This window comes from Sandaracinaceae bacterium, assembly GCA_020633055.1.
GTDB lineage: Bacteria > Myxococcota_A > Polyangia > Polyangiales > Houyiibacteriaceae > JADJJE01.
This window is the reverse complement of the sequence record JACKEJ010000005.1, coordinates 388861-412466: the sequence shown is the minus strand read 5'-3', so window position 1 is coordinate 412466 and position 23606 is coordinate 388861. Positions and strand designations below refer to the sequence as shown.

Here is a 23606-nt window from a genome sequence, read left to right as displayed (position 1 = left end):
GAACCGAGGGCGTGTGGGTGCCGCGCAGCGGGGGCTTTCTGGCGAGAGCTGCTATATGTCCTGTCGAGAGACCGCCCGGCGACTGCACACGATGCCCGCACCCAGCAAGCGCAAGACCGTACCCGCCCGGCCCCGTGCCGCAGACAAGCTCCCGACCACCCGGGGCGCCGAGCGCACCGTTCGTCGCCGCCCGCCGCCGCCTCCCCGCCCGAGCCGCGCCCGCAGGGTGCTCTCGGCGTCGCTGAAGGTCGGGGCCGTGCTGTTCGTGTTGGGGCTCGTCGCCGTGGTCTCCGTGGTCGCCTACTACAGCCGCGACCTGCCCGACGTGGCCACGTTGCGCGCTTACGATCCGCCCCAGATCACCCGTGTCGTCGACCGGCACGGCGCCGTGATCGGCGAGCTGTACGACGAGCGCCGCACGGTCATCCCCATCGAGCGCATCCCGCGCGTCATGGTGCTGGCCATCCTCGCCAGCGAGGACGCGGACTTCTATCGGCACCCGGGCGTGGACTACGTCGGCATCCTGCGCGCGATCCTGCGCGACCTGAGCAGCGGGCGCGCGGCCCAGGGCGCGTCCACCATCACACAGCAGGTGGTCAAGCTGCTGCTGCTCTCGCCCGAGCGCACGTTCTCGCGCAAGGTTCGCGAGCTGATCCTGGCGTACAGGGTGGAGGCCGAGCTCACCAAGGACGAGATCCTCCACCTCTACCTGAACCACATCAACTTCGGGCAGGGGCGCTACGGCGTCCAGGAGGCCGCCCAGTTCTACTTCGGCAAGAACGCCGAGGAGCTGACGCTGGCCGAGGCGTCCTTGCTGGCGGGCATCCCTCAGTCGCCCACGCGCCTGAACCCGCGGCGTCACCCCGAAGCGGCACGTCGGCGACAGCTCTACGTGCTGGGGCAGCTCGAGGCGAAGCGCGAAGACTACTGGCCGGACCTCTCGCTCGAGGACATCACCGCCGCGCGCGAGACCGAGGTTGCCCTGGTCGACCTCCCCGAGTCGGGCGCTGGGGCGCCCGAGGTGATGGCCATCGCGCGCCAGGCGCTGCGTGAGCACGTCGACGCCGAGGCCTACCGTCGCGGGGGGTTCACGGTGCACACCAGCGTGGACCTCGAGCTCCAGCAGGCGACCCGCGCTGCGGTGCGTGGCGGGCTCGAGGCCATCGACGGGCGTCACGCATACCGTGGGCCGCTGCGCGCCTCGCGGGGTCGCGGCGAGGCCGCCGGTGACCTGCGCTTGGGGCGCACCTACGTGGGACGCGTGGTCGAGCGTGACAACCAGGGCGCGCAGCTGATCGTCGCCATCGGCGAGACACGCGTCGCGGTGTCGCTCGAGGACGCGGCGCGCTACAACCCGAGCGGACTCTCGGCCGAGGCGTTCGCGGAGGAGGGGGCCAGCGTGCACGTGTCGCTGCTGCAGCTCCCCGGCGAGGATGACGAGGGGCTCGCGCCGGCGCGCTTCGAGCTAGGGCCGGAGGCGGCCGCCGTGGTGATCGACCCACGCACCCGGGACGTGCTCGCCATCGTCGGGGGCTACGACGACGGCGCTGGCTTCAACCGCGCGCTGCAGGCCGTGCGTCAGCCGGGCAGCACGTTCAAGCCCTTCGTGTACGGTCTCGGTATCCAGTCCCGACGCTACACGCCCGCCACGCTCGTCATCGACGCCCCTGCCGTCTACGACCAGTGGCAGCCACAGAACTTCGAGACCTGGCGGCACCGGGGCCCCATCCGCCTGCGCGACGCCCTCGCCGGGTCCGTCAACGTGGTCGCCGTGCGCGTGATCGAGGACCTCGAGCCGAGCGCCGTGGCGGCGTTCGCGGCGCGCCTGGGGATCACGACCGAGCTGGACCCGTCCATCGCGCTGGCCCTCGGGGCGAGCGGGGCGCGCCCGATCGAGATGACCAATGCATACGCCACCTTCGCGGCGGGCGGACGCTGGGCGCCCACGCGCATCGTGACCCGCATCGAGGGGCCTGCGGGTGACATCGCGCTGCCTGCGCCCGAGCCAGCGCGTGACGTCATGACACCGGCCGAGGCCTACGTGCTGACCAGCATGCTGACCAGCGTGGTGGAGAGTGGCACGGCCCAGCGGGCGCGCGCGCTGCGACGCCCGGCCGCCGGCAAGACCGGCACCAGCAACGACGCGTGTGACGCGTGGTTCATCGGGTACACGCCGAGCGTCGTGACGGGCGTGTGGGTCGGCTTCGACGACCGCCGACCCATCGGGCGCAACGAGACGGGCGGGCGCGCGGCGTTGCCGATCTGGCTCGAGATCATGCAGGCGGCGCACCACGGACCGGCGGTGGACTTCCCCATGCCGAGTGGGGTGGTCACGGCCTCCATCGACCCTGCCAGCGGCCTCTTGGCCTACTCGGGCATGGAGGGAGCGCGCAGCGAGGTCTTCGTCGACGGGACGGTGCCCACCGAAGAGGCGCGGCGCCCCGAGGTCGCGGCCCCCGACGCCTACCTGCTCGAGCAGTTCGGTGGGAGCCCATGAACGTGCGCGGAGCGTGGGCGCTCGTGCTCGCGCTCTCGGCCGTGGGGCTCGGGATGCCTCGCGGCACGGCGCAGCGGCCGGCGACGGCACAGGGCCCGACGACGACACAGACCACGACGACGGCGCGGGGCCCGAGGACGACACAGGCCGCGACGACGCCGGCAGCGACTGGAGCGCCGCGGGCGGGAGCTGCGACTGCCGCGTCTGGACCGCCGCCGCCGGGAGGAGCCGGTGCAGCGCAGGCGTCCCCGACGTGGCTCACGCCCATCGACGTGCCCGCGTGGCTCGACCAGGGCGGGACGCTGATGCTCGTGCACACGGCGCCACGGGAGGCGCGCGCCGCCGCACCCCTCGCGGCGCTCCTGCAGCGCGCGCTGGTGCCCGGCGTGCCCGCGGGGCGCATCCGCGTGGGCGCGTCGGCCGATGTGTCGCCAGTCAGCCTCGCGGCCGCGGCGCGCCAGGCGGGCCACGACGCCGTGCTGGGCGTCAGCCTCTCGCTCGAGGCGCAGCGCGTGCGCGTCGAGGTGGTGCTGGTGGACCTCCGCGCGACGCCCGCGACGGAGCACGAGAGTCGCTTCACGGGGCCGCTCGACGCGTTCTTCGCGCGTGTGGTCGGTGGTCCACCCGCCGTGCGTGGTAGCGCCGTGCGCGCGAGGCACCTGCGCTTCCAGGCCGCGGCCCTCCTCGGCCTCGCGGCCATCGACGTCGACGGAGATGGTCGCGACGAGCTGGCGGTGGCTCGCGAGCCCCACGTCACGGTGTACTCGGTGGTGCAGGAGGGGTCGCGGCTGCGTCTGGTGCGGCGCGGTCGGGCGGGGTGGCCCGCGGCGGCCCGCCGTGTGCCGTTCGCGCGGCGGGCGGAGGCGTGGTTCTCCGTGCAAGGCGGGCGCGTGCTGGTGTCCCGCTCCGACCGCCAAGGCGAGCATGCGCTCTCCCTGCAAGGCGACGTGCTGCGCTTCGAGCCTCTCGTGTCGGACTGCCCAGGGGGTCTCGCGTTCGCGGACGGCTGCGCGCACTGGGTCGCGGGGCGCGACTACTTCGACGGGATGCTCTCCGCGCGGCGCTCCGGCACGGCATCCGCCGCGGCAGCATCGGACGACGTGGACGACGAGACCGACGCGGACGACTCCCGCGCGCGGGCACCTCGCTTCTACACGCGGACGCTGCACACGCTGCGGCAGGCGGACGGTGCGCTGCGCACCTTCGAGGCGCTCGTCACGCCGCACGGAGCGCTGGTGGGGCAGGTCGCGGGACAGCGGGCCTCCATCGGGGGGCAGGGGGCCGCCCTGGCGGGCGCGGACATCGACGCCGACGGATCCCTCGACCTGCTCACGAGCGACTACACCCGGGACGGGCAGGAAGACCGGCTGCGTTGGTTCCGGCTTGGCGCCGATGGGCGCATCACGCTCGTCTGGGAGGGGGCACCCGCCCGCGGCACGATCCTCCATGCCGCCGCCGGCGATCTTCTGGGGACCGGCAGACCCGTGTTCGTCGCGTTCGAGGCGCGCGCAGGCGGCCCGTCGCGTCTGTGGGTGGTGGACTGATGGCGACGCGACCTGCGCTCCCCGTGCTGTGGCTCGCCGCGTCCTTGGGGCTCGGGGCGCTAGGCGCACGCCTGCCGGACGCCCACGGTGCGTTGCCGCCCGCCTATGGGGGCACGGCTGTCTTGCCCGCGGATGGGGCGCTCGTGCGACCCCTGCCGGGCGACGCTCTCACGCCCCTCGCGGCAGCGCTCGAGAGCGCCGTGTACGACACGCTCTACACCACGGACGGCAACGGTCGCCTGGTGCCGCTGCTTGCGGCGGAGATGCCCACGCGCGCGGGCGGCGAGCTGCGCATCACCCTGCGCGAGGGCTTGCGTGTCCACGGCGGGGCCTCGCTGACCGCTGCGCACGTCGTCGAGTCGCTGGACGCAGCTCGTCGCGGTCGGCACGAGTGGCTGCTGGCTGGCATCCCCGTGGTGCGCGCGCGTGGCCCGCTGGAGCTTGGCCTACGCACGCAGCTCTCGGCGCGGGAGGTGGCGCATCGCTTGAGCGCGAGCCCCCTCGCCATCGTCGTGCAGCAGGGCGTGCCGCGCGGCACGGGGCCCTTCGTGGTCGACGTGCAACCGAACGGTCATCTGCGACTGCGCGGCACGCGCTTTGCGGCGCGCGGCGCCCCGTACCTCCGCGAGCTGCAGGTGGTGGCGGCTCGCAGCAGCGCGGACGAGCTGCGCGCGTTCGAGCTGGGGGAGCTGCACGCAGCGTTCGTCGGGACGCGCGGCAGCCCCGAAGTGCAGGCGCGCACGCTCTCGCCCGTGTTGCTGATCCCGAACCGCTCGCGCGGCGCCTTGGCCAGCGCGGCCGTGCGCGCGGCAGTGGAGGGCGCGCTCGACCGCGCGCGGCTCGAGCGCGTCGGCGTGGTCCCCGGCGCGCAGTTGGGTGTCTCCCTGCCCGCGTGGCAGCACCCTGGGGCCGCTTCGGCGCGGGCGGGCGGGCCGCTGCGCATCCTGGTCGCCGCCGAGGACCCGTTCGAGCGGCGCGTCGCCGACGCGCTGGCAGCTCAGCTGGACGCGCGTGGGTTCACCGTGCAGGTCGTGGGCGTCGGGCGCCGCGAGCTCGCCGAGCGCGTGCGCGGCGGCGTGTGGGAACTGCGCCTCGCCACACTGTTCCCCCCGTTGTCCGGCGATCGACCGCTGGTCGCGGCTGCGTTCGCCGCGACCGGCCAGAACGAGCGCGCGCGGGCCCTGGCGGAGCGCACGCTGCGCGGCGACACCGACGCGCGTTCGGTGGACGTGGCGGCGTGGGTCCTCGGCGGGCGGCAGCAGGTGCTGTATCACCGTGCCACGCTGCACGGCGCGAGCTTCGACGCGCTGGGCCGCTTGCGGCTCGACGCGCTGCACCGGCCGCGCGAGGTGCTCGGCGCCGGAGCGCCCTCGAAGGGCCGGGCACGTACCCGCGAGCAGGACGCCGCGCGCGCACCGACGCCGAGGAGGGCCCGGCCGTGAAGAGCCTGCGCGTGCGTCTCTCGCTGGCCTTCGTGCTGGTCGCGTGGCTCCCCATGGCGGTGGTCGGGCTGTTGGCGCAGCGCGGCATCGAGGCACGCACGCGCGAAGCGTACGCACGGCAGCTGGACACGCGCACCGAGGCGGGGCGGAGGTTGCTCGCGCGCCACGCGGCGGACATGAGCGCCACGCTGGTGCGCCTGTGCGAACACGACCTGCTCGTCGACCGCGTCATGCTCGACCTGGCGCGCGCGCACTTCCAGGGGCCCGAGCAGGCGGAGCTGGAGCGCTCCCTGCCGCCGCTGATGCAGTCGGTCGGGTTCGATGCGCTGCTGCTGCTCGACGCGCGGGGCGCGGATCGCGGGCGTGTGCTCGGTGCGGGCCACTATCCATCGTTGGCCGGCGCGCGGGAGCTCGAGCTGCTCCAGGAGCTGGAGCGCAGCGGTGATCAGCCGTTCGTCACCACCATGCGCGTGCGGGACTCGGCGGCGCCTGCGCGCGACGAGCGTGTGTGGGTCACGGGCTGTGCGGTGGAGCGCGACGGCGTGCGCGTGGCGTTGCTCGGCGGATCGTTCCTGGACGCCGCCCGCGCCGAGCGCTGGTTCGGCGCCGACAGCGCGGTCCGCACGGCGCTCGTCCGGCCGGGGGACGCGCTGCCTGCCGAGGTGCGCGTCGGCGGCGGGCGGGCGCACGTCTACACCTTCCGCTCGGCCTCGGGCGAAGACCGCTACGAGCTGCTGGCCGCCATCGACGACGCGGACCTCGAAGCGCAGCTGGACGGACTGTTCCGCGAGGGGCTCGTCGCGGCGGCCGTCGCCGCGCTGCTCGCGCTGCTCTTCGCCACGCTCGTCGCCATGCGCCTCTCGCGTCCGCTGCGCGCGCTCGAGGACGCCGCCACCCGCATCGGCGAGGGCGACCTGGAGCAGGCCATCGACGAACGGGCGGGCGGCGAGGTGGGCCGGACGTTCAGCGCGTTCAACCACATGACACGCGAGCTCAAGTCGGCCCGCCAGAAGCTGCGACGCGCCGAGCGCATCGCGGCCTGGCGCGACATCGCGCGGCGGATCGCCCACGAGATCAAGAACCCGCTGTCGCCCATCCAGGTCTCCATCGAGACCATGCGCAAGACGTACGCCAAGCGGCACCCCGACTTCGACGAGATCTTCGAGGAGTCCACGTTGACCATCCTCGAAGAGGTCGAGCGGATGAAGCGCATCGTGAGCGAGTTCAGCGAGTTCGCCCGCATGCCGCGCCCGAGGCTCTCGGACGTGGACCTGGTGCGAGTGGCCGAGCAGGTCACCACCCTCCACGCGCACGACGACCTCGCCCCCGAGCTGCGCGTCGAGGGGGCCATCCCCAGCGTCCGGGCGGACCGCGAGCAGCTGGCGCAGGTGCTGGTCAACCTGGTGCAGAACGGGCGCGACGCGGCGCTCGCGCGTCACGGTGCGCGCGGCGGTGTCGTGCGCGTGGTGCTGCGCGCGGAGCGCGAGGGGGTGCTGGTGTCGGTGCTGGACAACGGCCCGGGTGTGCCGCTCGACCAACGCGACGCCGTGTTCGAGCCCTACTACACGACGAAGGCCACCGGCACTGGGCTCGGCCTTGCCATCGTGCAGCGCATCGTCGAGGACCACGGGGGGAGCATCGACCTCGGCGCTGGCCTCACGGGGGGTGCGGGCTTCCGCGTCTACGTGCCGTGCGCGGGGCCGACCCCGGACCCCGGCGAGTCGCAAGGGGACGCGACGCTCTCCGAGCTCACACGCAGCTGAGCGCCGCGCGCCACGCTCGCCGAGCTCACACGCAGCTGAGCGCCGCGCGTGAGGGTGCACCTCGGGGACGCGACCGCGCCCCCGCGTGTTCAGCGCCGCCGCCGGCGGACGCCCGCCGCGACCACCGCGAGCGCCAGCAGCCACACGGTGCGACCATCGGTTCCGCTACCCGCGCTGCACGCTCCGCCGCTCATGTCGCCACCGGGCGGGGGCGTCGTCGTACCGCCGCCGAGGTCCACGGCCACGCTGGCGTCGCCCGTCGGGAGGGGGCGTCCCGACCCTGCGTCTGCGCCCGGCGTTCCGGCGTCCTCGCTGGGCGGGATGATGAACTCTGGGCTGCGGTCCTTCAGCTGGGTCGCGGGGTCGCCCAGCAGGTTGTAGATGGCGTACATGTCGCGCGCGCTGCCGTGGTTGTCCGCGAGCGCGCCGTAGGCCCCTTCGATGGCCTCACCCACCGTCCGCGCGTCTCCGTAGAGGGCGCGCGTGAAGCCCTGCAGCATGGGCTGGGCCTGCTCCTCGGCGCTGAGCCCGGAGGCGCCCCACACACCGATGGACGTCTCGGAGTTGCTCATCGCCTCGCCGAAGCTCGTGAAGCCGGGCAGCTCGAAGCGCGACGTCGTGCACGTCATCGTCGTGAAGAAGGGCAGCTCGGCAGCGCTGAGGGTCGGGACGTCCGCGGCCGTCAGGAGCCCGTCGCTGGCCAGCGCGTTGAGCGCTCCGTGGCCCGTGTAGTTGACCCAGAAGACGCCCTCGTCGAGGGCCTCGAAGAGCCGCGTGCGCGTCAGATCGAGGCTGAGGTTCGAGCGGTAGAGCTGCTCGACCGCCGCGGCGTCCGAGAGGACGTTGACGAGCGCGGTCAGCGCGTCGGTCGCGACGTCGAAGCGCGAGTCCGAGCCGTCCGAGAGGAACAGCGTCCGGTCCGTCTGCGCGTCGAGGTTGGCCTCGTACGCGGCGATGCGCGTGACGAAGGCCTGTAGTTCGTCGTCGCTGACCACCGGCAAGCGTCCCAGCAGGAGCTCCGGCCGACCGTCGTCGTTGAAGTCCGCGAACGCCGTGTCGCTCGCGTAGAGCCCGTTGTCGGTGTTCACCATCAGGGCGGGAACGAGGTTTCCGTTCAGGCCGAGCACGTTCTTGTAGTCGAACGAACCCGTGCCCGCGAGCACCACGTAGCGTGGGGGGGTGGTCCACTGCTCGCTGGCGTGCTGCAGGAACGCTCGGATCGCGTGCGGATCGGGCGTCCCGAAGGCGAACTCGTCGTAGACGTCTGCGAGGTCCACGAGGGCCGTGGACAAGCCCTGCGCCTCACGGTGCGCCACGAGCGCACGCGCGCCCGAGAACACCGCGCGGGGCGCGATCACGACGTACTCGGCGCCGGGCGCATGGCGCAGGTCCGAGGCGTAGTCGACCGTCAGGCGCGGCGTCCGCACACCTTCGCTCGTCGCGGCCACGTAGCGCGCTCCGGCGTCTGCAGCGAGCCGTACCGCCACGCCAGCACCGTCGACCTCTTCCGTGAGGCCCTGCAGCCGCACGGGCGCCGCGGGGTCGCTGACGTCCAGCACCAGGATGTCGGCGCCGGTCAGGCCGCCGAGGCGCACGGTCCCGTCGGCTTCGGCCGTGAAGCCGGCACCCGAGCCGACGCTCGCCAGTGAACGCGTGTAGCGCGCGCTCACCGCGTCGACCCAGACGATGCTGTGCGACGCGCCGCCGCCCGTGAGCCGCACCGTGTTGGGCCCGTCGCGCAGGAGAGCCGCGTCGATGTCGAGCACGAGCTCGCGACGGACCATGCCCTCGAACGAGATCGTGCCGACGTTCGTGCCGTTGACGAGCACGGTGGCGCTGTGTTCCCCGATGGCGTCGGGTCGCGTGGTGGCGCCGTGGACTTCGAACACCAGCTGCGCATCGCCTGCACCCGTGGGGGACGGCAGGGTGATGGGGAAGTCGGCGTTGCGTCGCGGAGCCAGGTACTGCCAGAACCAGAAGTCCTGCTCGGCGTCGGGGTTCATCACGGTTGCAGCCGTGACGTCCACCTCGGCGCGCACCAGCTGCTCGGACGTGCTGCCCTCGCCGCCGCTCGCGGCCCCCGCGTCGCGCACGGAGACATCCGAGCCCGCGCCGACGGAGAGGCGGTACAGGTTGTCCGCCAGGTACATGCTGTCGCGGGCTTCGCCGTAGAACAGCAGGCTGCTCGCCCCTGGCTCGCTCCACCACGCGACGGGTTCGCCAGCCACGGTGAGCGCGAGCGTGTGCGCCGCGAGGTGTGCCTCGGCGTCTACGAGAGACAGCTGGAGCGCCGCCGCGATCTGCGTGGCGTCGACCCGATACACCCCGGTCGCCCCGACACCCAGGTAGAGCGCGACCGGAGCCGTGTCCGGCTCGTCACCGGCCTTCGGCGTCGCCGCGAGCACCGCTACGGGCGTGTGCGGAGCCGCGAAGAGCCCGTCCGTCAGCGTCACGTCGGCGACCCCACCCTGGGCCACCGTGCGCTCGCCCAGCCCGTGGCGCTGTCCGTCCACCGTGACCTCGACGAAGCTGTAGGTGGCCCCCGCGCGCAGACCGGCGTCGGCGACGTAGTACGTCCCGCCCTGCGGCGCGCTGATCAGACCCGGCACCAGCGCAGGCCCCACGGGCACGAGCGCCTCACCCTCGCGTCGGAACACCTCGAAGCCCTGTGTGCCCGCTTCGCTCTGCGTGGTGAAGCGCAGCGCGGCGCGGCCGTGCACCGTGACCGCCTCCACGTCGCCGAGCGTGGCGTACGTCAGGAGCGCGTCGCAGCTCGTGAACGTGTCGCCGTCCGCGGCGGGACCCGGAGGGCCGGTGCCCGAGCCCACGGACGTGTTCATCATGGTGTCGACCTGATCGCCGCTGTTGCAGAAGTCGTCCTCGGTGCCGCCGTCGAGGTCGTCCTGGCCCACCCCGCCGAAGAGGTTGTCGCGGCCCGCCTCGCCGAAGAGGTCGTCGTTTCCGGTGCCGCCGTGCAACGTGTCGTTGTCGGCCCCACCGCGGATGACGTCGGCGGCGCCGCCACCAAAGATCAGGTCGCGCCCTGCGTCGCCGAAGAGCGTGTCGGCACCACCGTCACCGAAGATGCGGTCCTCGCCCGCGTCGCCGTGGATCGTGTCGGGACCCGTGCCGCCGGAGAGCTGATCGTTCCCGTCGCCACCGTTGATGATGTCCGAGTTGGCGCCGCCGTTGATGATGTCGTCGCCCGCATCTCCGTTCAACGTGTCCATGTCGTCGTCGCCGTTGATCGTGTCGTTCCCGTCGCCGCCGTTGATCGTGTCGGCGCCGGTGCCCCCGTTTAGCGTGTCACCGCCATCTCCGCCGAAGATCACGTCGTCGCCAGACTCGCCATCAATCGTGTCGGCGCCGAGACCTCCCGTAAGCACGTCGGAACCCTCGCCGCCCTGGATCTGATCGTCACCGTCGTCGCCGTTGATGATGTCGACGCCCGTACCCGTTCCGCCCAGCAACGTGTCGTCACCATCACCACCGTTGATCGTGTCGCCTCCCGCTCCGCCATCGATAGTGTCTGCCCCGGGCCCGCCCACGAGCGTGTCCATGTTGCCTTCCCCAAAAATCTGGTCGTCGTCAGCTCCGCCATCGATGATGTCGTTTCCGTTCCCACCGCGGAGTTCGTCCGCGCCGTCGTTGCCGAAGATGGTGTCCACGCCTGTCCCGCCCACGACCGTGTCATTCCCCGCGTTGCCCGAAATCTGGTCGTTGCCGCCTCCGCCGTCGATCGTGTCGTCACCATCGCCGCCGGAGAGTACGTCCGCACCACCGACGCCAAGTATCGTGTCCGCGTCACCTTCGCCATTGATGGTGTCGTTCCCCCTATCTCCGATCAGGGTATCGCTGCCGTCGCCGCCGAAGATGACGTCGTCGCCGCCATTTCCGTTGACGACGTCGTTGCCGCTCCCGGCCCAGATGGTATCGGCGCCGCCTCCGCCGTTGATGATGTCTTGGTCGGGGCCGCCGTAGATGCAGTCCGCGCCTCCGAGTGCGTTGATGAAGTTCGTGCCACCGAGCCCGAAGATGCAGTCGTCTCCGGCGGTCCCCATCAGCATCTCCGCACTGGGCGTGCCAATGAAGACCATGTAGCCGTTCATCGTGCATTCGTTCACGAGGGCGGTGATGTCGGCTCCGGCCGGTCCGACTGGACACTGCGCCGATGTGACACTCGCGCTCCCGAGGGCGAGCGCCCCCCACACTGCACAGAACAATCCCAGTCTATTGGCTCTCATCGCTGCCTCCGTAAGGACCCCGGGCTTGGTAGCGCGCGGCCGCGGGAACATTCATCCCCGCGTGATTTCCGGACCCGAGGCCTTGTGGTTAGCACGATGCGCGGTGATCAACCAGGGATGTGGCCGGATGAGCTGTCGCTTCGGACGCTTGTTTCCGTATTGAAACAGGGTCGGAGCGTGTATTTTTGCGATGGGATTGCGCTATCGAGCGCTGCGGGCTGCATGTTGTCGCGCGTGGTGTACGAAAATTGCGCTCAGATCCCATGGCCTGCTTCGAACTTGGCCGGAGTGGCGATCAAGCGCCGTGCGGTCTCGCCACAGCCGAGCCGGTCGGGCAGCGCGCGGGGGTCCGGGTCCAGCTCCGGGTCTCGACCGACGAGCGGTTCGTGGCTGGTCGCGCGCACCACCGCCTCGTGCGTACCGAGGAAGATGCGCCCCGTGCGGGCCAACCGCTGCAGCATGGTCGTGCGCGCCAGCACCTCGCGCACGGGGCCCTTCACGCGCGACATGAACAGCCGCACGCCCGCCTGCTCGAGCTCGAGGTCGAGCGCGTCGAGCGTCTCCGCCGCCGCGCTGTCGAGGTCGTTCACCCCCGCGGCCTCCAACACCAGCGTGTGCAGCGCTTCGCCGCGCTCGCGGTGATCGCGGACCAGGTCGCGCACGCAGTCCTGCAGGAACGTCACGTTGCCGAAGTACAGCTGCGCGTCGATGCGCAGCACGGCGACCCCGTCGGTCGGTACGGCGTGCGGATGCCGGTCGACGTTGAGGTAGCTCTGCGTGCCGGGGATGCGCCCGAGCAGCGCGAAGTGTGGGCGCGACGTGCTCACCAAGAACGCCCCCACCGACAGCGCGACCCCCACCAACAGGCCGGTCTGCGCGCCGAGCAGCGCGGTCGCGACGAGGGTGAGCCCGAGCACGACGGCGTCGCGGCGCTTCGTGCGTGCGATGCGGCGCGCCGCGGACACCTCGATGAGCTTCAGCACGGCCACGATCACCAACGCCGCCAGGCTCGCCATGGGCAGCGCGTACAGCGCACCGGTGGCCCACACGAGCGCCGCAGCCACCAGCGCCGCGCTCACCATCCCGGCGACCGGGGTGCGCGCGCCGGCGCCGCGGTTGATGGCGGAGCGCGACAGGCCACCCGTGACCGGGTAGCCCCCACACAGCCCAGCCGCCAGGTTGGCGACGCCCAAGGCGGCCAGCTCACGGCTCGGGCGCACCACTTGGCCCGCGTCCGTCATCGCGCGCGCAGTGGCGATGCCCTCGGTGAACGCCACCAGCGCGATGGTCAGCGCGGCAGGCAGCAGGAGGTCGAACGGTGCGTCTCGGACGAACGCGGCGTCGGGCAGGCGCGGCATGGGCAGACCGCGCGGGAGCTCGCCCACCACACGCACCCCCAGCGACGCGAGATCCAGCAGTTGGGACGCGCCGAGTGCGGCGCCGAGGACCAAGGGGGCGGAGGCGCGGGGGAGGGGCTTCCGGAGCACGAGCAGGAGAGCGACGCTGCTCGCTCCGACGATCAGGGTGGGCAGGTGCGTGCGCGGCGCGGCCTCGATCACGGAGCGCACGACCCCGGGCAGGCCTCCACCCGAAGGCACGCGCACACCCAGCAGGGGTCCGAGCTGCCCCGAGGCGATCAGCAGCGCGGCGCCCGCGGTGAAGCCCAGCACGACCGGACGCGAGAGGAAGTTGGCCACGAAGCCGAAGCGCAGCGTGCCCAGCACGAACAGCACGGCTCCCACCATCAACGCCAGCAGTGCGCCATACGCGACGCGCTCGCCGACGGCCACGGCGCCGATGCTCGCGAGCGTGCCGGCGACCAACATGGAGTCGAGCGCTACGGGGCCCACGGCCAGTCGCCGTGAGCTCGCCAGCAGCGGATAGAACAGGGGGGCCACCGCCGCGGCGTAGAGCCCCACGATGGGCGGAAGGTTGGCGAGGGTGGCGTACGCCATGGCCTGCGGGATGAGCACCGCAGCGACGATGGCGCCCGCGATGGCGTCGGCGCGCAACGTGTCCCGGTCGTAGCCCCGCGCCCACTCGGGCAGCGGCAGCCTCGGACCCGGGGCACGTGCGGCACGCTCAGACATCGCTGGTTGCTGCTCCTCGCGCGGTGTCACTCGGCGCCTCACGTGAGAGGTCCCAGCGCCTCACCGCCCACAGGCTCGCGATCATCGCGACAACGAACAGCAGGACGTCGACGCGCCCGGTCGCAAGCGACGTGAGCGCCGGTCCAGGGCAGAGCCCCACGAGACCCCAGCCCACGCCGAACAGCGCCGCTCCTCCGACGAGGCGCGGCTCGATGGCGGTCTTCGTCGGGGGGTGGAAGGTGGCGTCCAACACGGGCCGCGCGCGGCGCCGCGAGAGCAGGAAGGTGGGTGTGGTGACCAGCAGCGCGCCACCCATGACGAACATGAGCGTCGGGTCCCACGCCGCGAGGTCCAAGAACCCGATGACACGCGCGGGGTCGGTCATGCCCGACAGCATCAGGCCCGCGCTGAACAGCACGCCTGCGAGCAACGCGACGAGGTTCCTCACGAGAGCCCCCCCGCGAGCCGCAGGCACGCGACCGTGAGCATGCCCGCTCCGATGAACGTGAGCGTGGCGACCAGCGAACGACGCGAGAAGCGGCCGAGGCCGCACACGCCGTGTCCGCTGGTGCAGCCGCCACCCAGGCCCGTGCCCACGCCCACCAAGAGCCCCGCGACGACCATGCGGCTCCCGTCGACGGGCGCAGCGGTGCCGAAGACGTGGGGCGCCACGAGGGCGCCGACGACGGAGGTCAGCGCGAGCCCGACCAAGAAGGCCGCTCGCCACGAGGCGTCGCGCAAGGGGCCCGCAAAGAGCCCGGCCGTGATGCCGCTGATGCCAGCGATACGCCCGTTGAAGAACCAGAGCAACGCACCCGCGAGGCCGATGAGCAGCCCGCCGAGCAGTCCGTGCAGGCTGGCGCTCGAGAAGAAAGGAGAGACCATGCGGACCGGATAAGCACGGCGTGTGCCAACGTGGAGCGCGGCGCAGGAGGCGCGTGCCAGGCGTTTTCCACGCGCGTCTTGCGCCTGGAGCCTTGCCGCATGTTGCACGGGCTGATCGCAGGTGTTGCAGCCACGTCTCACGTTGTTGCAACGTGTTGCAGAAGCACGCGAAACAGCCGTCGCGCAGCTGGCACGGGTCGTGCTGTAGTCAGCGCTCGGAGGTCATCATGCTCTTTCGACAGCTCTTCGATCCGGAATCCAGCACCTACACCTACCTCGTGGCCGACCCCGAGACGCGTAAGGCCGCGCTGATCGACCCGGTCATCGACCAGGTCGAGCGCGACGCGCAGCTCCTCCAGGAGCTCGGTCTCGAGCTCGTGCACACGCTCGAGACGCACGCCCACGCGGATCACATCACGGGCTCCGGGCTGCTGCGCCAACGGCTCGGGAGCCGCTCCGTGGTCAGCGAGAGCGCTGGCGCCGCGTGCGCCGACGTGAAGGTCGGGCACGGCGATCGCGTGCAAGTGGGCGGCATCACGCTGGAGGTGCGCGCCACGCCGGGTCACACCAACGGCTGCGTCAGCTACGTCACGGCGGATCATCAGCACGTGTTCACGGGCGATGCGTTGCTCATCCGGGGCTGCGGGCGCACGGATTTCCAGCAAGGCGACGCCGGGACCCTCTACGACTCGGTACAACAGCAGGTCTTCTCGTTGCCCGACGACACCCGCATCTGGCCCGGCCACGACTACCGCGGGCGCACCATGAGCACCGTGGGCGAGGAGAAGCGTTGGAACCCGCGCCTGGGCGGGGGCCGCACCAAGGAGCAGTTCGTCGGCATCATGAGCGAGCTCAACCTCGCGCTACCGTCCAAGATCGACGTGGCGGTGCCCGCCAACCTCGCCTGCGGGCTCGCGCCTCAGGGGGACACGGCCCTGCCTGCGGAGCGTGGCTGGGCGCCGGTGGAGCGGCTCAGCGACGGAACACCGGAGGTCAGCGCGCAGTGGGTGCGCGAGGCCGAGGCCGAGGTGCGGCTGGTGGACGTGCGCGAGCCCGACGAGCTGGTCGGCGAGCTGCCCAAGATCGCGCACGCCGAGTCGGTGGTGCTGGGTGAGCTCGAGACGCGCATGGCCGACGCGCCGCGCGAGCAGCCCGTCGTGGTCATCTGTCGCAGCGGGCGGCGCTCGGCGGGTGCGGCGCGCACGCTCGAGGCGATGGGGTTCAAGCGGGTGGCGTCGATGCGCGGAGGCATGAGCGCGTACCACGAGCAGGCTGCTGCGGGAGGGACCTGCGCGGGGTAGGCCGGGGCGCCGCGCCAGTCGCGCTGACGCTCACTCGTGCAGTCCGAGCGCGCGCATGCGGCGCCAGAGCGTCGCCCGGCTGACCCCCAGGCTCTGCGCGGCGCGACCGCGATGGCCGGACGCGCGCTCGAGGGCATAGCGGATGCGTGCGGCCTCGTCGCGCTGTGCTGCGGCCCCGTACGCGGCCCGACCGTCGCTCGGCGCGGGACTCCCGCCGGGGTCCCGCGGTGGTCGCGGGACGTTGACGTGCGCGCGGCCGTCGTCGTGCGGTGCGCCGTCGTGCTGGGCGTCGGCCGCCTGCGCCTCGCGCAGCTCGGGGGGCAGATCGGACTCCATCAGCACCGGGCCGTCGCCCATCGTGAACGCGTACTCGATGACGTTCTGCAGCTCACGCACGTTGCCCGGAAACGGGTGCGCGAGGAGGCGTGCGCGCGCGCCGCTCGAGAGGCTCAGCACCTGCCGTTCCCCCTGGGCGTTCTGCTCTTCGATGAAGCGTCGCGCGATGTGCAGCACGTCGTCGCCCCGCTCGCGCAGGGGCGGGATGAAGAGCGGCACCACGCGAAGGCGATACATGAGGTCCGCGCGGAACGAGCCCTCCGCCACGGAGGCCTGCAGCGAACGGTGCGTGGCCGAGACCACGCGGACGTCGATGGGGATCGAGTCGCGGCCACCGACGGGCACCACCACGCGCTCTTGCAGCACGCGCAAGAGCTTGGCCTGGAGCTCGAGCGAGAGCTCCGCGACCTCGTCGAGGAAGAGCGTGCCGCCCGTGGCGAGCCGGAAGTGACCCGGCGCGTCGCGCACGGCGCCCGTGAACGCGCCCCGCACGTGTCCGAACAACTCGCTCTCGAGCAGGTGCGGCGGCAGGGCCGCGCAGTTGATCGCGCGGAAAGGCCCGTCGCGCCGGTCGGAAGCCGCGTGGATACCGCGCGCGACGAGCTCCTTGCCGGTGCCGGTCTCGCCCCGCACCAGCACCGTCGCGCTGCGCCGCGCGACGCGCTCGATGTCCCGCAGGAGGCGCTTCATCGCGCGGTCCGCCGTGAGCAGCGAGAAGCGCTCCACCGGCGCGTCGGGGGCCTCCTGCTCCCAGCCGCTCTCTTCGAGCAGCAGCACGAAGCCCTCGATCACGCCGGCGCGGCGGATGGGCGTCCCGCGCACGTAGAGCACGCGGGTGCCGCCCTCCGGATGGACCCGTGGCACCTCGGCAGCGACCGGCTGGCCCGCGGCGAGCGCCTCCGCGACGGGGCGCTGGTCGCCCTCGCCGCACAGCGCCTTGGCCGCGAACACCCCGCGAGCGAGCGGTGCTGCCATGAGCTGCTCGGCCAGGGGGGTGAAGTCGAGCACGCGCAGCTCGCGGTCGAGCACGATAGCGGCGCCGGCGATGTCCTCGAGCGCCAGCAGCGTGACGCTCGTAGGGCTGGGCCGCGGCGGGACTGCGCTCCCGCGTCCCTCACGCCGAGGCTCGGGGGCGGGAGCAGGGGGGCGCTCGGGCTTGCGGCGGCTGGCCATGCGGGACTCTACCAGCCCCTCCGCGGGCGTCACCGCCGGGCATCACGCGCGGATGACACGTTCACTCTTGACGTGACTGAATAGTCATATTATCAACGTCGACATGGCGACGTTGCGGATCGGGTCGGTGCTCGCGCTCGTGGTTTCCTTGCTGCAGGTCGGCTGCGACGTGCGGGTAGGAGATGGCCCGCCGCCCACACACGACGGTGGGCTGGTCCCGCGTGGTGACGCGGGGCTCGAGGACGCGGGTCCGACGGATGACGTCGACCTCGGCGACGGGGCGCCCGACGCGGGTGCGCCCGACGCGCAGCAGACGGACCCTGGCGTCGCGCCACCCGACCTGGTGACGGGGGAGGCGGTGCTCGGCGACGGGGTGACGGCGGTGACGCTCGCTGCGCACGAAGAGCGCGTCTACCGCATCGAGGTACCGCCCTCGGAGCACGTGGCCTTCCGCTTCGACTTCACGCCCACGCGCGCGGCCGTGGTCATGACGGTGGAGCGCTTCGATGGCACGGGCCCGGCGCTGCTCGGCCTGACCGACGGGGGCCGCGGGATTCGGACGCTCGCCGTGTTCGAGCCCACGAGTGCGCGCACACACTGGCTGCGCCTCACGGCCGCGGAGGCCATCGACGGGACCCTCAGCGTGACCCGCACGCCCTTCGAGGACGGCGAGGTGTGCGAGGCCGACTGCGCGCGGCTGCTGCAGCTGCCGCTGCCGATCGACCCCGCGGTGGACGGCTACGACTGGACCGCGGGGACGGTGATGCGCTACCAGTTCGGACGGCGAGACCTCGTGATGCTGGTGCGCTTCGCAGGTCGGTCCATGGCTGCCGCGGGGTACGCGCCGTTCTATCCAGAGGACTTCTCGCAGTGGGACGGCGAGACCCCCGGCACCGACACGGGCTACCCGCGCCATGCGTCGCACCAGCGCGGCAAGGACGTGGACATCTCGCTCTACGGCAGCGACGGCCTCGCGCCCTGGCGCAGCTACTGCCAGGTCATGTACGTGGACGGTCGCGAGTGCGTGCCGGGCACCGTCACGGGCTACGGTGCGTACGCGAACGCGCGCATGTTCGCGACCTTCTACCAGAGCGGTCGCGTCACGCGCGCCTTCCTCGACCGCGAGCTGATCTACCCGACGCGTGACGGCGCGGACGACGCCGTTTTGGACGGCTCGGTGGATGCGGCGCTGCGGCCGCTCTACTCCGACGGGGTGCACCTGCAGCACTGGCCGAACCACGACAATCACATCCACGTGCGGGTGTCCGAGGAGGCGTATCCCGCCCCGAGCGCGGCCGCCGCGGGGTTGGCCGTGAAGCGCGTCGCGCGGGTCCGCGTACAGGTCGCGAGCGGTGCGTTCGAGGCGCCCTGAGCGGCGCCCCGAGCGGCGTCAGAACCAGGCGATGAGCCCGATGGCGGGCTGCACCACACGCCCGTCCGGGTCGTACGCGAACTCCATGACGGTGCTGCCGCGCTCGCCCCTCAGCATGCCGTCGCCGCGCAGCCGCGCGATGGTGAGCTCGAGCGCGATCCAGAAGCGGCGCTTGCCGAGCGCGATCCCGAGCTGGCCGGCGACGTAGCGTAGGCTGCCCGTGCCCCGGAACGTGACCTGGTCGGCGCAGGCGTCGTTCTCTCGCACGCACAGGTGCCCGCGCGTGCGTACGCGGCTGACCAGCAGCTTGGGCCCCGCCCACAGATGCACGCGCGAGGAGCTGTACCCCAGCAGCAGGGGGAAGCCGACGTCCAGGCGCCGGTAGCGCTCCACGAACACGCGGTCGTTGAAGCGGTTGACGGGCAGCGTGGAGAGCGAGCTGGTGAGCTGGATGCCGATCACGCCGTAGATGCCCGGCGCCACGCGCAGCACCTGCACGCGTCCCTGGATGCCGATGTGCGATCCGCCGATGCGCGCGCCCAGCTCGACCAGGCGGTGGGCGCCGTACGCGAGGCTGACGGAGGGGTCCACCATCGGGGGGTTGAGGGCCCCGCCATTGACGGCCGCCGAGAGCAGCTCGATCTCCGGCGGGTCCAGCACTCCCTCGACCGTCGAGAGGTCGCGTAGGGTCTCGAGGGTATCCCCGGCAGACCCCACGGGCGCGTTGACCGAGATGGACGTGCTCATGCTCAGGTGCGACTCGGGCGTCAGCCGGGCGGGCTGGACGCCGCTGAGCGACGCGCCGCAGCCGCTCGCCAGAGCCGCCAGGCTCGCCAGGGCGCAGCGCAGGAGCACCATGCACGTGGAACGGCCCGCGGCGGCACCCGGCGTCTGCTGCGTCCTCCTTCGGGCGAGCCACATGCGGACCACGGTAGCAGTCCGTTCTCGCCCCTGCGACTTCAGTCCGAAAGTCGTGTCACCACCGTGCCGGCCGGAAGCTCGAGGTGTGCGCGCGCCTCCCAGGCGGCGTTGTCCACGGTGGCGGGGGGGAGCCCCTCGCGGGGGCCCTCGGCGCGCAGCAACTGGATGCCGGTCGCGTCCCGCCGCGCCACCCACTGGCACTCGCTCGGCCCCCACCAGCAGCCGATGCGCAGCAGCTCGCCTTCGCGCGCGGGGCGGTCGACGCAGCCGCCCGGCTCGGTGCCGAGCGCTTCCACGTGCGAGGGCGCGCCGGGGCTGTGCATCACGAAGTCGATGCGTGTCCGTGGAACTCCGTCGGCGTCGTCGCCCGCGTCCTGCAGCCGGAAGGTCACCACGTAGGCGGGCGGGGTGCTGGGCTCGACCGGCGCGCTCTCCGGCGGCGGTGCCGCGGCGTGCGCGCACCCCAGGCAGCTGGCGAAGCACACGCTCGCGGCCAGCTTGTGGAGACGCGGCGACGCGCGCTCAGTCCGTCTCCGCGCTGAGCCCATAGGCCTTGAGCTTCCGTTGCAGCGTGCGGCGGTCGATGCCGAGGGCGGTCGCGGTGCGCGTGACGTTGCCGTCCATCTGGCGGAGCACGCGCTCGATGTGCGCGCGCTCGACGTCCGCCAGGCTCGTGCGCTCGCCGCTCTCCAGCTCGGGGCCCGGCGCGCCGTTGACGGGCACGGGCGGGACGGTCGCCTGTGCACCGCTGACACTGATGGGCACGTGCATGGCCCTCGGCGCGGCGTGCCCGAACACGCTCGCAGACACCATGCGGCGCATCAGGTCACCCTTGATCTCGTCGTGCTCGGCGAACAAGGCGGCGCGCCGCAGCACGTTCAGCAGCTCGCGGACGTTGCCGGGCCAGTGGTACTCCACCAGCGCCCGCTGCGCGTCCGCGCTGAGCGTGACCTTCTGGTAGCCCAGGCGCGCCAGCAGGTGCGAGGCGAGCGGCAGGATGTCGTCGACGCGCTCGCGCAGCGGCATGAGCAGCACGGGGAACACCTGCAGGCGGAAGTAGAGGTCCTCGCGGAAGTTCCCCGCCTGCACCTCGGCCCACAGATCGCAGTTGGTGGCGGCGACGATGCGCACGTCCACGGCGTGCTCCTTGTTGTCGCCCACGGGACGCACCAGGCGTGTCTCGAGCGCGCGCAGCAGCTTGGCCTGGCTCTCGATGGGCAGCTCGGCCAGCTCGTCGATGAACAGCGTGCCGCCGTGCGCCTCGCGGAAGAGCCCCAGGCGGTCCGCCGTGGCCCCCGTGAACGCGCCGCGCTTGTGCCCGAAGAGCTCGCTCTCGAACAGCTCGCGCGGCACGCACGCCGCGTTCATGGCGACGAACGGCGCGCGTCGCCGGGCGCTGGCGTGGTGGATGTGCTGCGCGACCACCTCCTTGCCCGTGCCCGTCTCGCCGAAGATGGTGACCGTCTCGTCGGTCGGGGCCACGGTCGCGATGAACTGGCGCACCTCGTTCGTCGCGGCGCTCGCGCCCACTAGCGGCACCTGCTCGCCGTCGGTCGGGACCTCGGCGCGCCGGCTCTCGGCCACGGCCTGCTTGATGAGTGGGCGTAGGAGCTCGGCGTCCACCGGCTTCTCGAGGAACGAGAACGCCCCGAGCCGCATGGCCTCGACGGCGGCCTGCACCGTGCCGTGCCCGGTCAGCACGATCACCCGCGTGCGCACCGCCGAGCGGCGGCGCAGCACCTCGAGCCCGTCGAGCCCGCGCATGCGCAGGTCCAGCAGCGCGACGTCGGGCACGTCGGGGCCTCGCAGCGTCTCGAGCGCGCTCTCGCCGTCGGCCGCCTCGCTCACCTCGAACCCGGCGCGGCGCAGGGCCTTCTGCATCGCGAAGCGAAAGGCGGCGTCATCGTCGATGAGCAGGACGGTACCAGGGCTCATTGGGACACACCGTGCGCTGTGGGCGTTGCAAACGCAAGACACGTGCGTCGCGGATCTCATGAGTCCGACTGGCGTTGCGGGTTGCGAGGGGTGGGCGAGGTGATCGCGCGCGGGAGAGGGAGTCTTGGGGCACGGGGCTAGGTAGCGCTTGCTTCTCAGGACGAGAGCGTCCGTGGCCGAGTGGGCATGAGGACCTGGTCCATGATGTGAGCCGCGGTGATGGCCTCTTCGGGGAGGAGCGGGCATTCGCCGCGCAGCAGACGTCCTCCTTCGGCATCAAACCACTGCACACGGTCTCCGTGGAGCCAGCGCGCCACGTCGAAGTCGCGTACACGAGACGGCAGGTGCCATCCAGGACCCGAGAGGGTCTCGTAGGGTAGGGCCCCCGCGGGCCAGGGGGGAGGTCTCAGCGATCGCGGCGGGAGGGGAGCGGCATAGTAGGACACGGTGTAGACGGCGTGCCCAGGCTCGACGCTCGCGCGCGCGAGCACGCCTCGAATGTCTTCTTCGCGCTCGAGCAGGTCTGGGAGCACGTAGGGGCGGCTGGGACCCAAGTGCAGCTCGAAGGAGAGCTCGCCGGGGTCGAGGCCGAGGAGGTCCACGGCGCCGGTGGTGCCGATGTAGTGCGCGCACGCACGCGGCGCGGGTCCCTGGAAGAACGCTCGCCACGCGGGGCGGTCGAGCGCATCGAGATCGAGCGCGAGCAGCGTCGGCTTGTGGCAGTGCGGGCAGAGTGCCACGCGCGTCCAGCCCAGAGCCTTGGTGTAGGCCTCGAGGGCCTCGTCGGCCAAGTTGTGCGCCCAGCGCCACTCTCCAGCGTTGACCGGGGACCCCCAGCGCGCACGCTCGGCGTCTGCCTCGGCCAGGTGGGTGGCCAGGGTGCGGCTCGAGAACGCTCGTTCGTAGCGGCTCATGGGGCCTCCTTCGTGCCGAGCATCCACTCGGGGTCCCAACCGCGGGCCGCACACAGTTGCTCGAGGGTGGCGCGGTCCGGGACGAACGTGATGTCGTTGGGCATGTGCGAGATGATCATGGGGAACAAGCCTCCGGGGAGCATCCGCGGCCGCAGCACCTGCTCGCGTGCCTGCCACGCCATGGGTGGTGCAGGAAAGAGCGCGGCGGCCAGGTAGCGGTTGGCGCGCCCCAAGAAGAGCTGCTCGTCCGCGACCGTCCAGGGAGCGTCCCGCTTCTCGGTGAAGTGACAGGTGCGGTCGTAGGTCGGGTGGAAGGCACGCCCCTCTGCGTCCCGCAGGACGAAGTGCCCCTCGGCGCCGTCGACGCGAACCTGGAGCTCCGCCAGATCCTTGACGTACTGGTCGTACGTGAACACGCCGAGCGCCTCGCGCAGGCGAGGGTCGTCGGGAGGTGCGGCGAGCAGGCCGCTGAACGCTCCTTCCCGCAAGGTCACCGCGCGAAACCCCGTCGGCTTCGGGCGTACGTGCGGGTCTTGTAGCACTCGTTCGCTCGCGCCCGACGGGTCGGCGTACGCCATGAACCAACCCGCGCGGGCGTGACGCGCCGCGTTCTGGACCGCTTCACGGTCCTTCCAGTGCACGACGCCCAGCGGCGCGTCTCTGAAGCCGACTCTCGTCGTACCGCGCCAGGTGGTCCCTGCGAACGACGCCCTCGCTACATCGGCTTGGTCGATGCTCACGTCCTCGAGATGAGCGTCACGAAAGTTGGCGCCCCCCCAATCACCGGAAAGGTCGCACTGCGTGAGACGTGCTCGTGCGAGGTCCACGGGACCGGGGCTGGGGTGGAAGATCTGACTTTGTTCCAAGACGGCTTCACGGAACGTGGTGCCCTGCATCCCACAGTGTTGTATGGACGCTCGGGTCAGCATCGCTCCGTCGAACGACGCACCAGACAGGTCGGCATCCCAGAAGCTGTGGTCGATGCGCCAGCCGCTGAAGTCGAAGCCGCGCAGGTCGGCGTACTCGGGGTGCTCGGCGTGGGGGTCGGGAAACCCGGTCACTAGACCGTTGATCTCCAAGCAGCCATCGAACGCGCGAGCGCCGATGCGCTCGTCGATCATCCGCCGCAGACGCCCCGCGATCTCGCGACCGTCGGGTGTGGACCAGCGAGCTCTCAACGCCTCCATCT

General features: G+C 72.1%; 15 protein-coding genes and 1 pseudogene. 6 read left to right on the top strand and 10 right to left on the bottom strand.

Annotation, left to right across the window (positions count from 1 at the left end; all coding sequences use genetic code 11):
- Positions 1-91: 91 nt before the first annotated feature.
- From H6726_06555 to H6726_06540, 4 genes are read left to right on the top strand one after another with little or no spacing between them, the layout of a single operon-like run.
- Positions 92-2497, top strand: coding sequence for a PBP1A family penicillin-binding protein (locus H6726_06555; protein MCB9657297.1), 2406 nt, complete (start codon positions 92-94; stop codon positions 2495-2497).
- Positions 2494-4041 (top strand): VCBS repeat-containing protein, encoded by a 1548-nt coding sequence (locus H6726_06550; GenBank protein ID MCB9657296.1) that lies wholly within the window; start codon positions 2494-2496, stop codon positions 4039-4041. The genes H6726_06555 and H6726_06550 overlap by 4 nt, the downstream gene beginning before the upstream one ends.
- Complete coding sequence (locus tag H6726_06545; protein ID MCB9657295.1) at positions 4041-5483, top strand: hypothetical protein; 1443 nt, start codon at positions 4041-4043, stop codon at positions 5481-5483. Before H6726_06550 ends, H6726_06545 begins: the two co-directional genes overlap by 1 nt.
- Positions 5480-7246, top strand: coding sequence for a HAMP domain-containing protein (locus H6726_06540; protein MCB9657294.1), 1767 nt, complete (start codon positions 5480-5482; stop codon positions 7244-7246). Before H6726_06545 ends, H6726_06540 begins: the two co-directional genes overlap by 4 nt.
- A gap of 89 nt (positions 7247-7335) precedes the next feature.
- On the opposite strand, the gene H6726_06535 is transcribed toward H6726_06540, so the two are convergent.
- The 4 genes and pseudogenes from H6726_06535 to H6726_06520 form a co-directional block, all read right to left on the bottom strand.
- Positions 7336-11370, bottom strand: a complete 4035-nt coding sequence (locus H6726_06535; protein MCB9657293.1) for a hypothetical protein — start codon at positions 11368-11370, stop codon at positions 7336-7338.
- Positions 11371-11744: 374 nt separating this feature from the next.
- Positions 11745-13580: a sulfate permease gene (gene sulP, locus H6726_06530; GenBank protein MCB9657292.1), complete on the bottom strand. Its 1836-nt coding sequence runs from the start codon at positions 13578-13580 to the stop codon at positions 11745-11747.
- Positions 13581-13650: 70 nt separating this feature from the next.
- Positions 13651-14028, bottom strand: a pseudogene (locus H6726_06525) (YeeE/YedE family protein).
- Complete coding sequence (locus tag H6726_06520; protein MCB9657291.1) at positions 14025-14465, bottom strand: YeeE/YedE family protein; 441 nt, start codon at positions 14463-14465, stop codon at positions 14025-14027. The pseudogene H6726_06525 and the gene H6726_06520 overlap by 4 nt, the downstream one beginning before the upstream one ends.
- A 227-nt stretch (positions 14466-14692) precedes the next feature.
- Between H6726_06520 and H6726_06515 the strand changes: the two genes are divergently transcribed.
- Complete coding sequence (locus H6726_06515) at positions 14693-15766, top strand: MBL fold metallo-hydrolase (GenBank protein MCB9657290.1); 1074 nt, start codon at positions 14693-14695, stop codon at positions 15764-15766.
- Between the two features lie 30 nt (positions 15767-15796).
- Here the strand turns inward: H6726_06515 and H6726_06510 are convergent, their stop codons facing one another.
- Positions 15797-17275 carry a sigma 54-interacting transcriptional regulator gene (locus tag H6726_06510; GenBank protein ID MCB9657289.1) on the bottom strand — a complete coding sequence of 493 codons (1479 nt, stop codon included), beginning with the start codon at positions 17273-17275 and terminating at the stop codon, positions 15797-15799.
- A gap of 103 nt (positions 17276-17378) precedes the next feature.
- Between H6726_06510 and H6726_06505 the strand changes: the two genes are divergently transcribed.
- Positions 17379-18647, top strand: a complete 1269-nt coding sequence (locus tag H6726_06505) for a hypothetical protein (protein MCB9657288.1) — start codon at positions 17379-17381, stop codon at positions 18645-18647.
- 18 nt (positions 18648-18665) lie between these two features.
- Here the strand turns inward: H6726_06505 and H6726_06500 are convergent, their stop codons facing one another.
- The 5 genes from H6726_06500 to H6726_06480 form a co-directional block, all read right to left on the bottom strand.
- Positions 18666-19568 (bottom strand): hypothetical protein, encoded by a 903-nt coding sequence (locus H6726_06500; protein ID MCB9657287.1) that lies wholly within the window; start codon positions 19566-19568, stop codon positions 18666-18668.
- Positions 19569-19606: 38 nt separating this feature from the next.
- On the bottom strand, positions 19607-20053 hold the full coding sequence (locus H6726_06495) for a hypothetical protein (GenBank protein MCB9657286.1): 447 nt from the start codon (positions 20051-20053) through the stop codon (positions 19607-19609).
- Between the two features lie 37 nt (positions 20054-20090).
- On the bottom strand, positions 20091-21503 hold the full coding sequence (locus H6726_06490; GenBank protein ID MCB9657285.1) for a sigma-54-dependent Fis family transcriptional regulator: 1413 nt from the start codon (positions 21501-21503) through the stop codon (positions 20091-20093).
- A gap of 155 nt (positions 21504-21658) precedes the next feature.
- Positions 21659-22417 carry a hypothetical protein gene (locus H6726_06485; protein MCB9657284.1) on the bottom strand — a complete coding sequence of 253 codons (759 nt, stop codon included), beginning with the start codon at positions 22415-22417 and terminating at the stop codon, positions 21659-21661.
- Positions 22414-23604 (bottom strand): pentapeptide repeat-containing protein, encoded by a 1191-nt coding sequence (locus tag H6726_06480; protein ID MCB9657283.1) that lies wholly within the window; start codon positions 23602-23604, stop codon positions 22414-22416. Before H6726_06480 ends, H6726_06485 begins: the two co-directional genes overlap by 4 nt.
- Positions 23605-23606 lie beyond the last annotated feature (2 nt).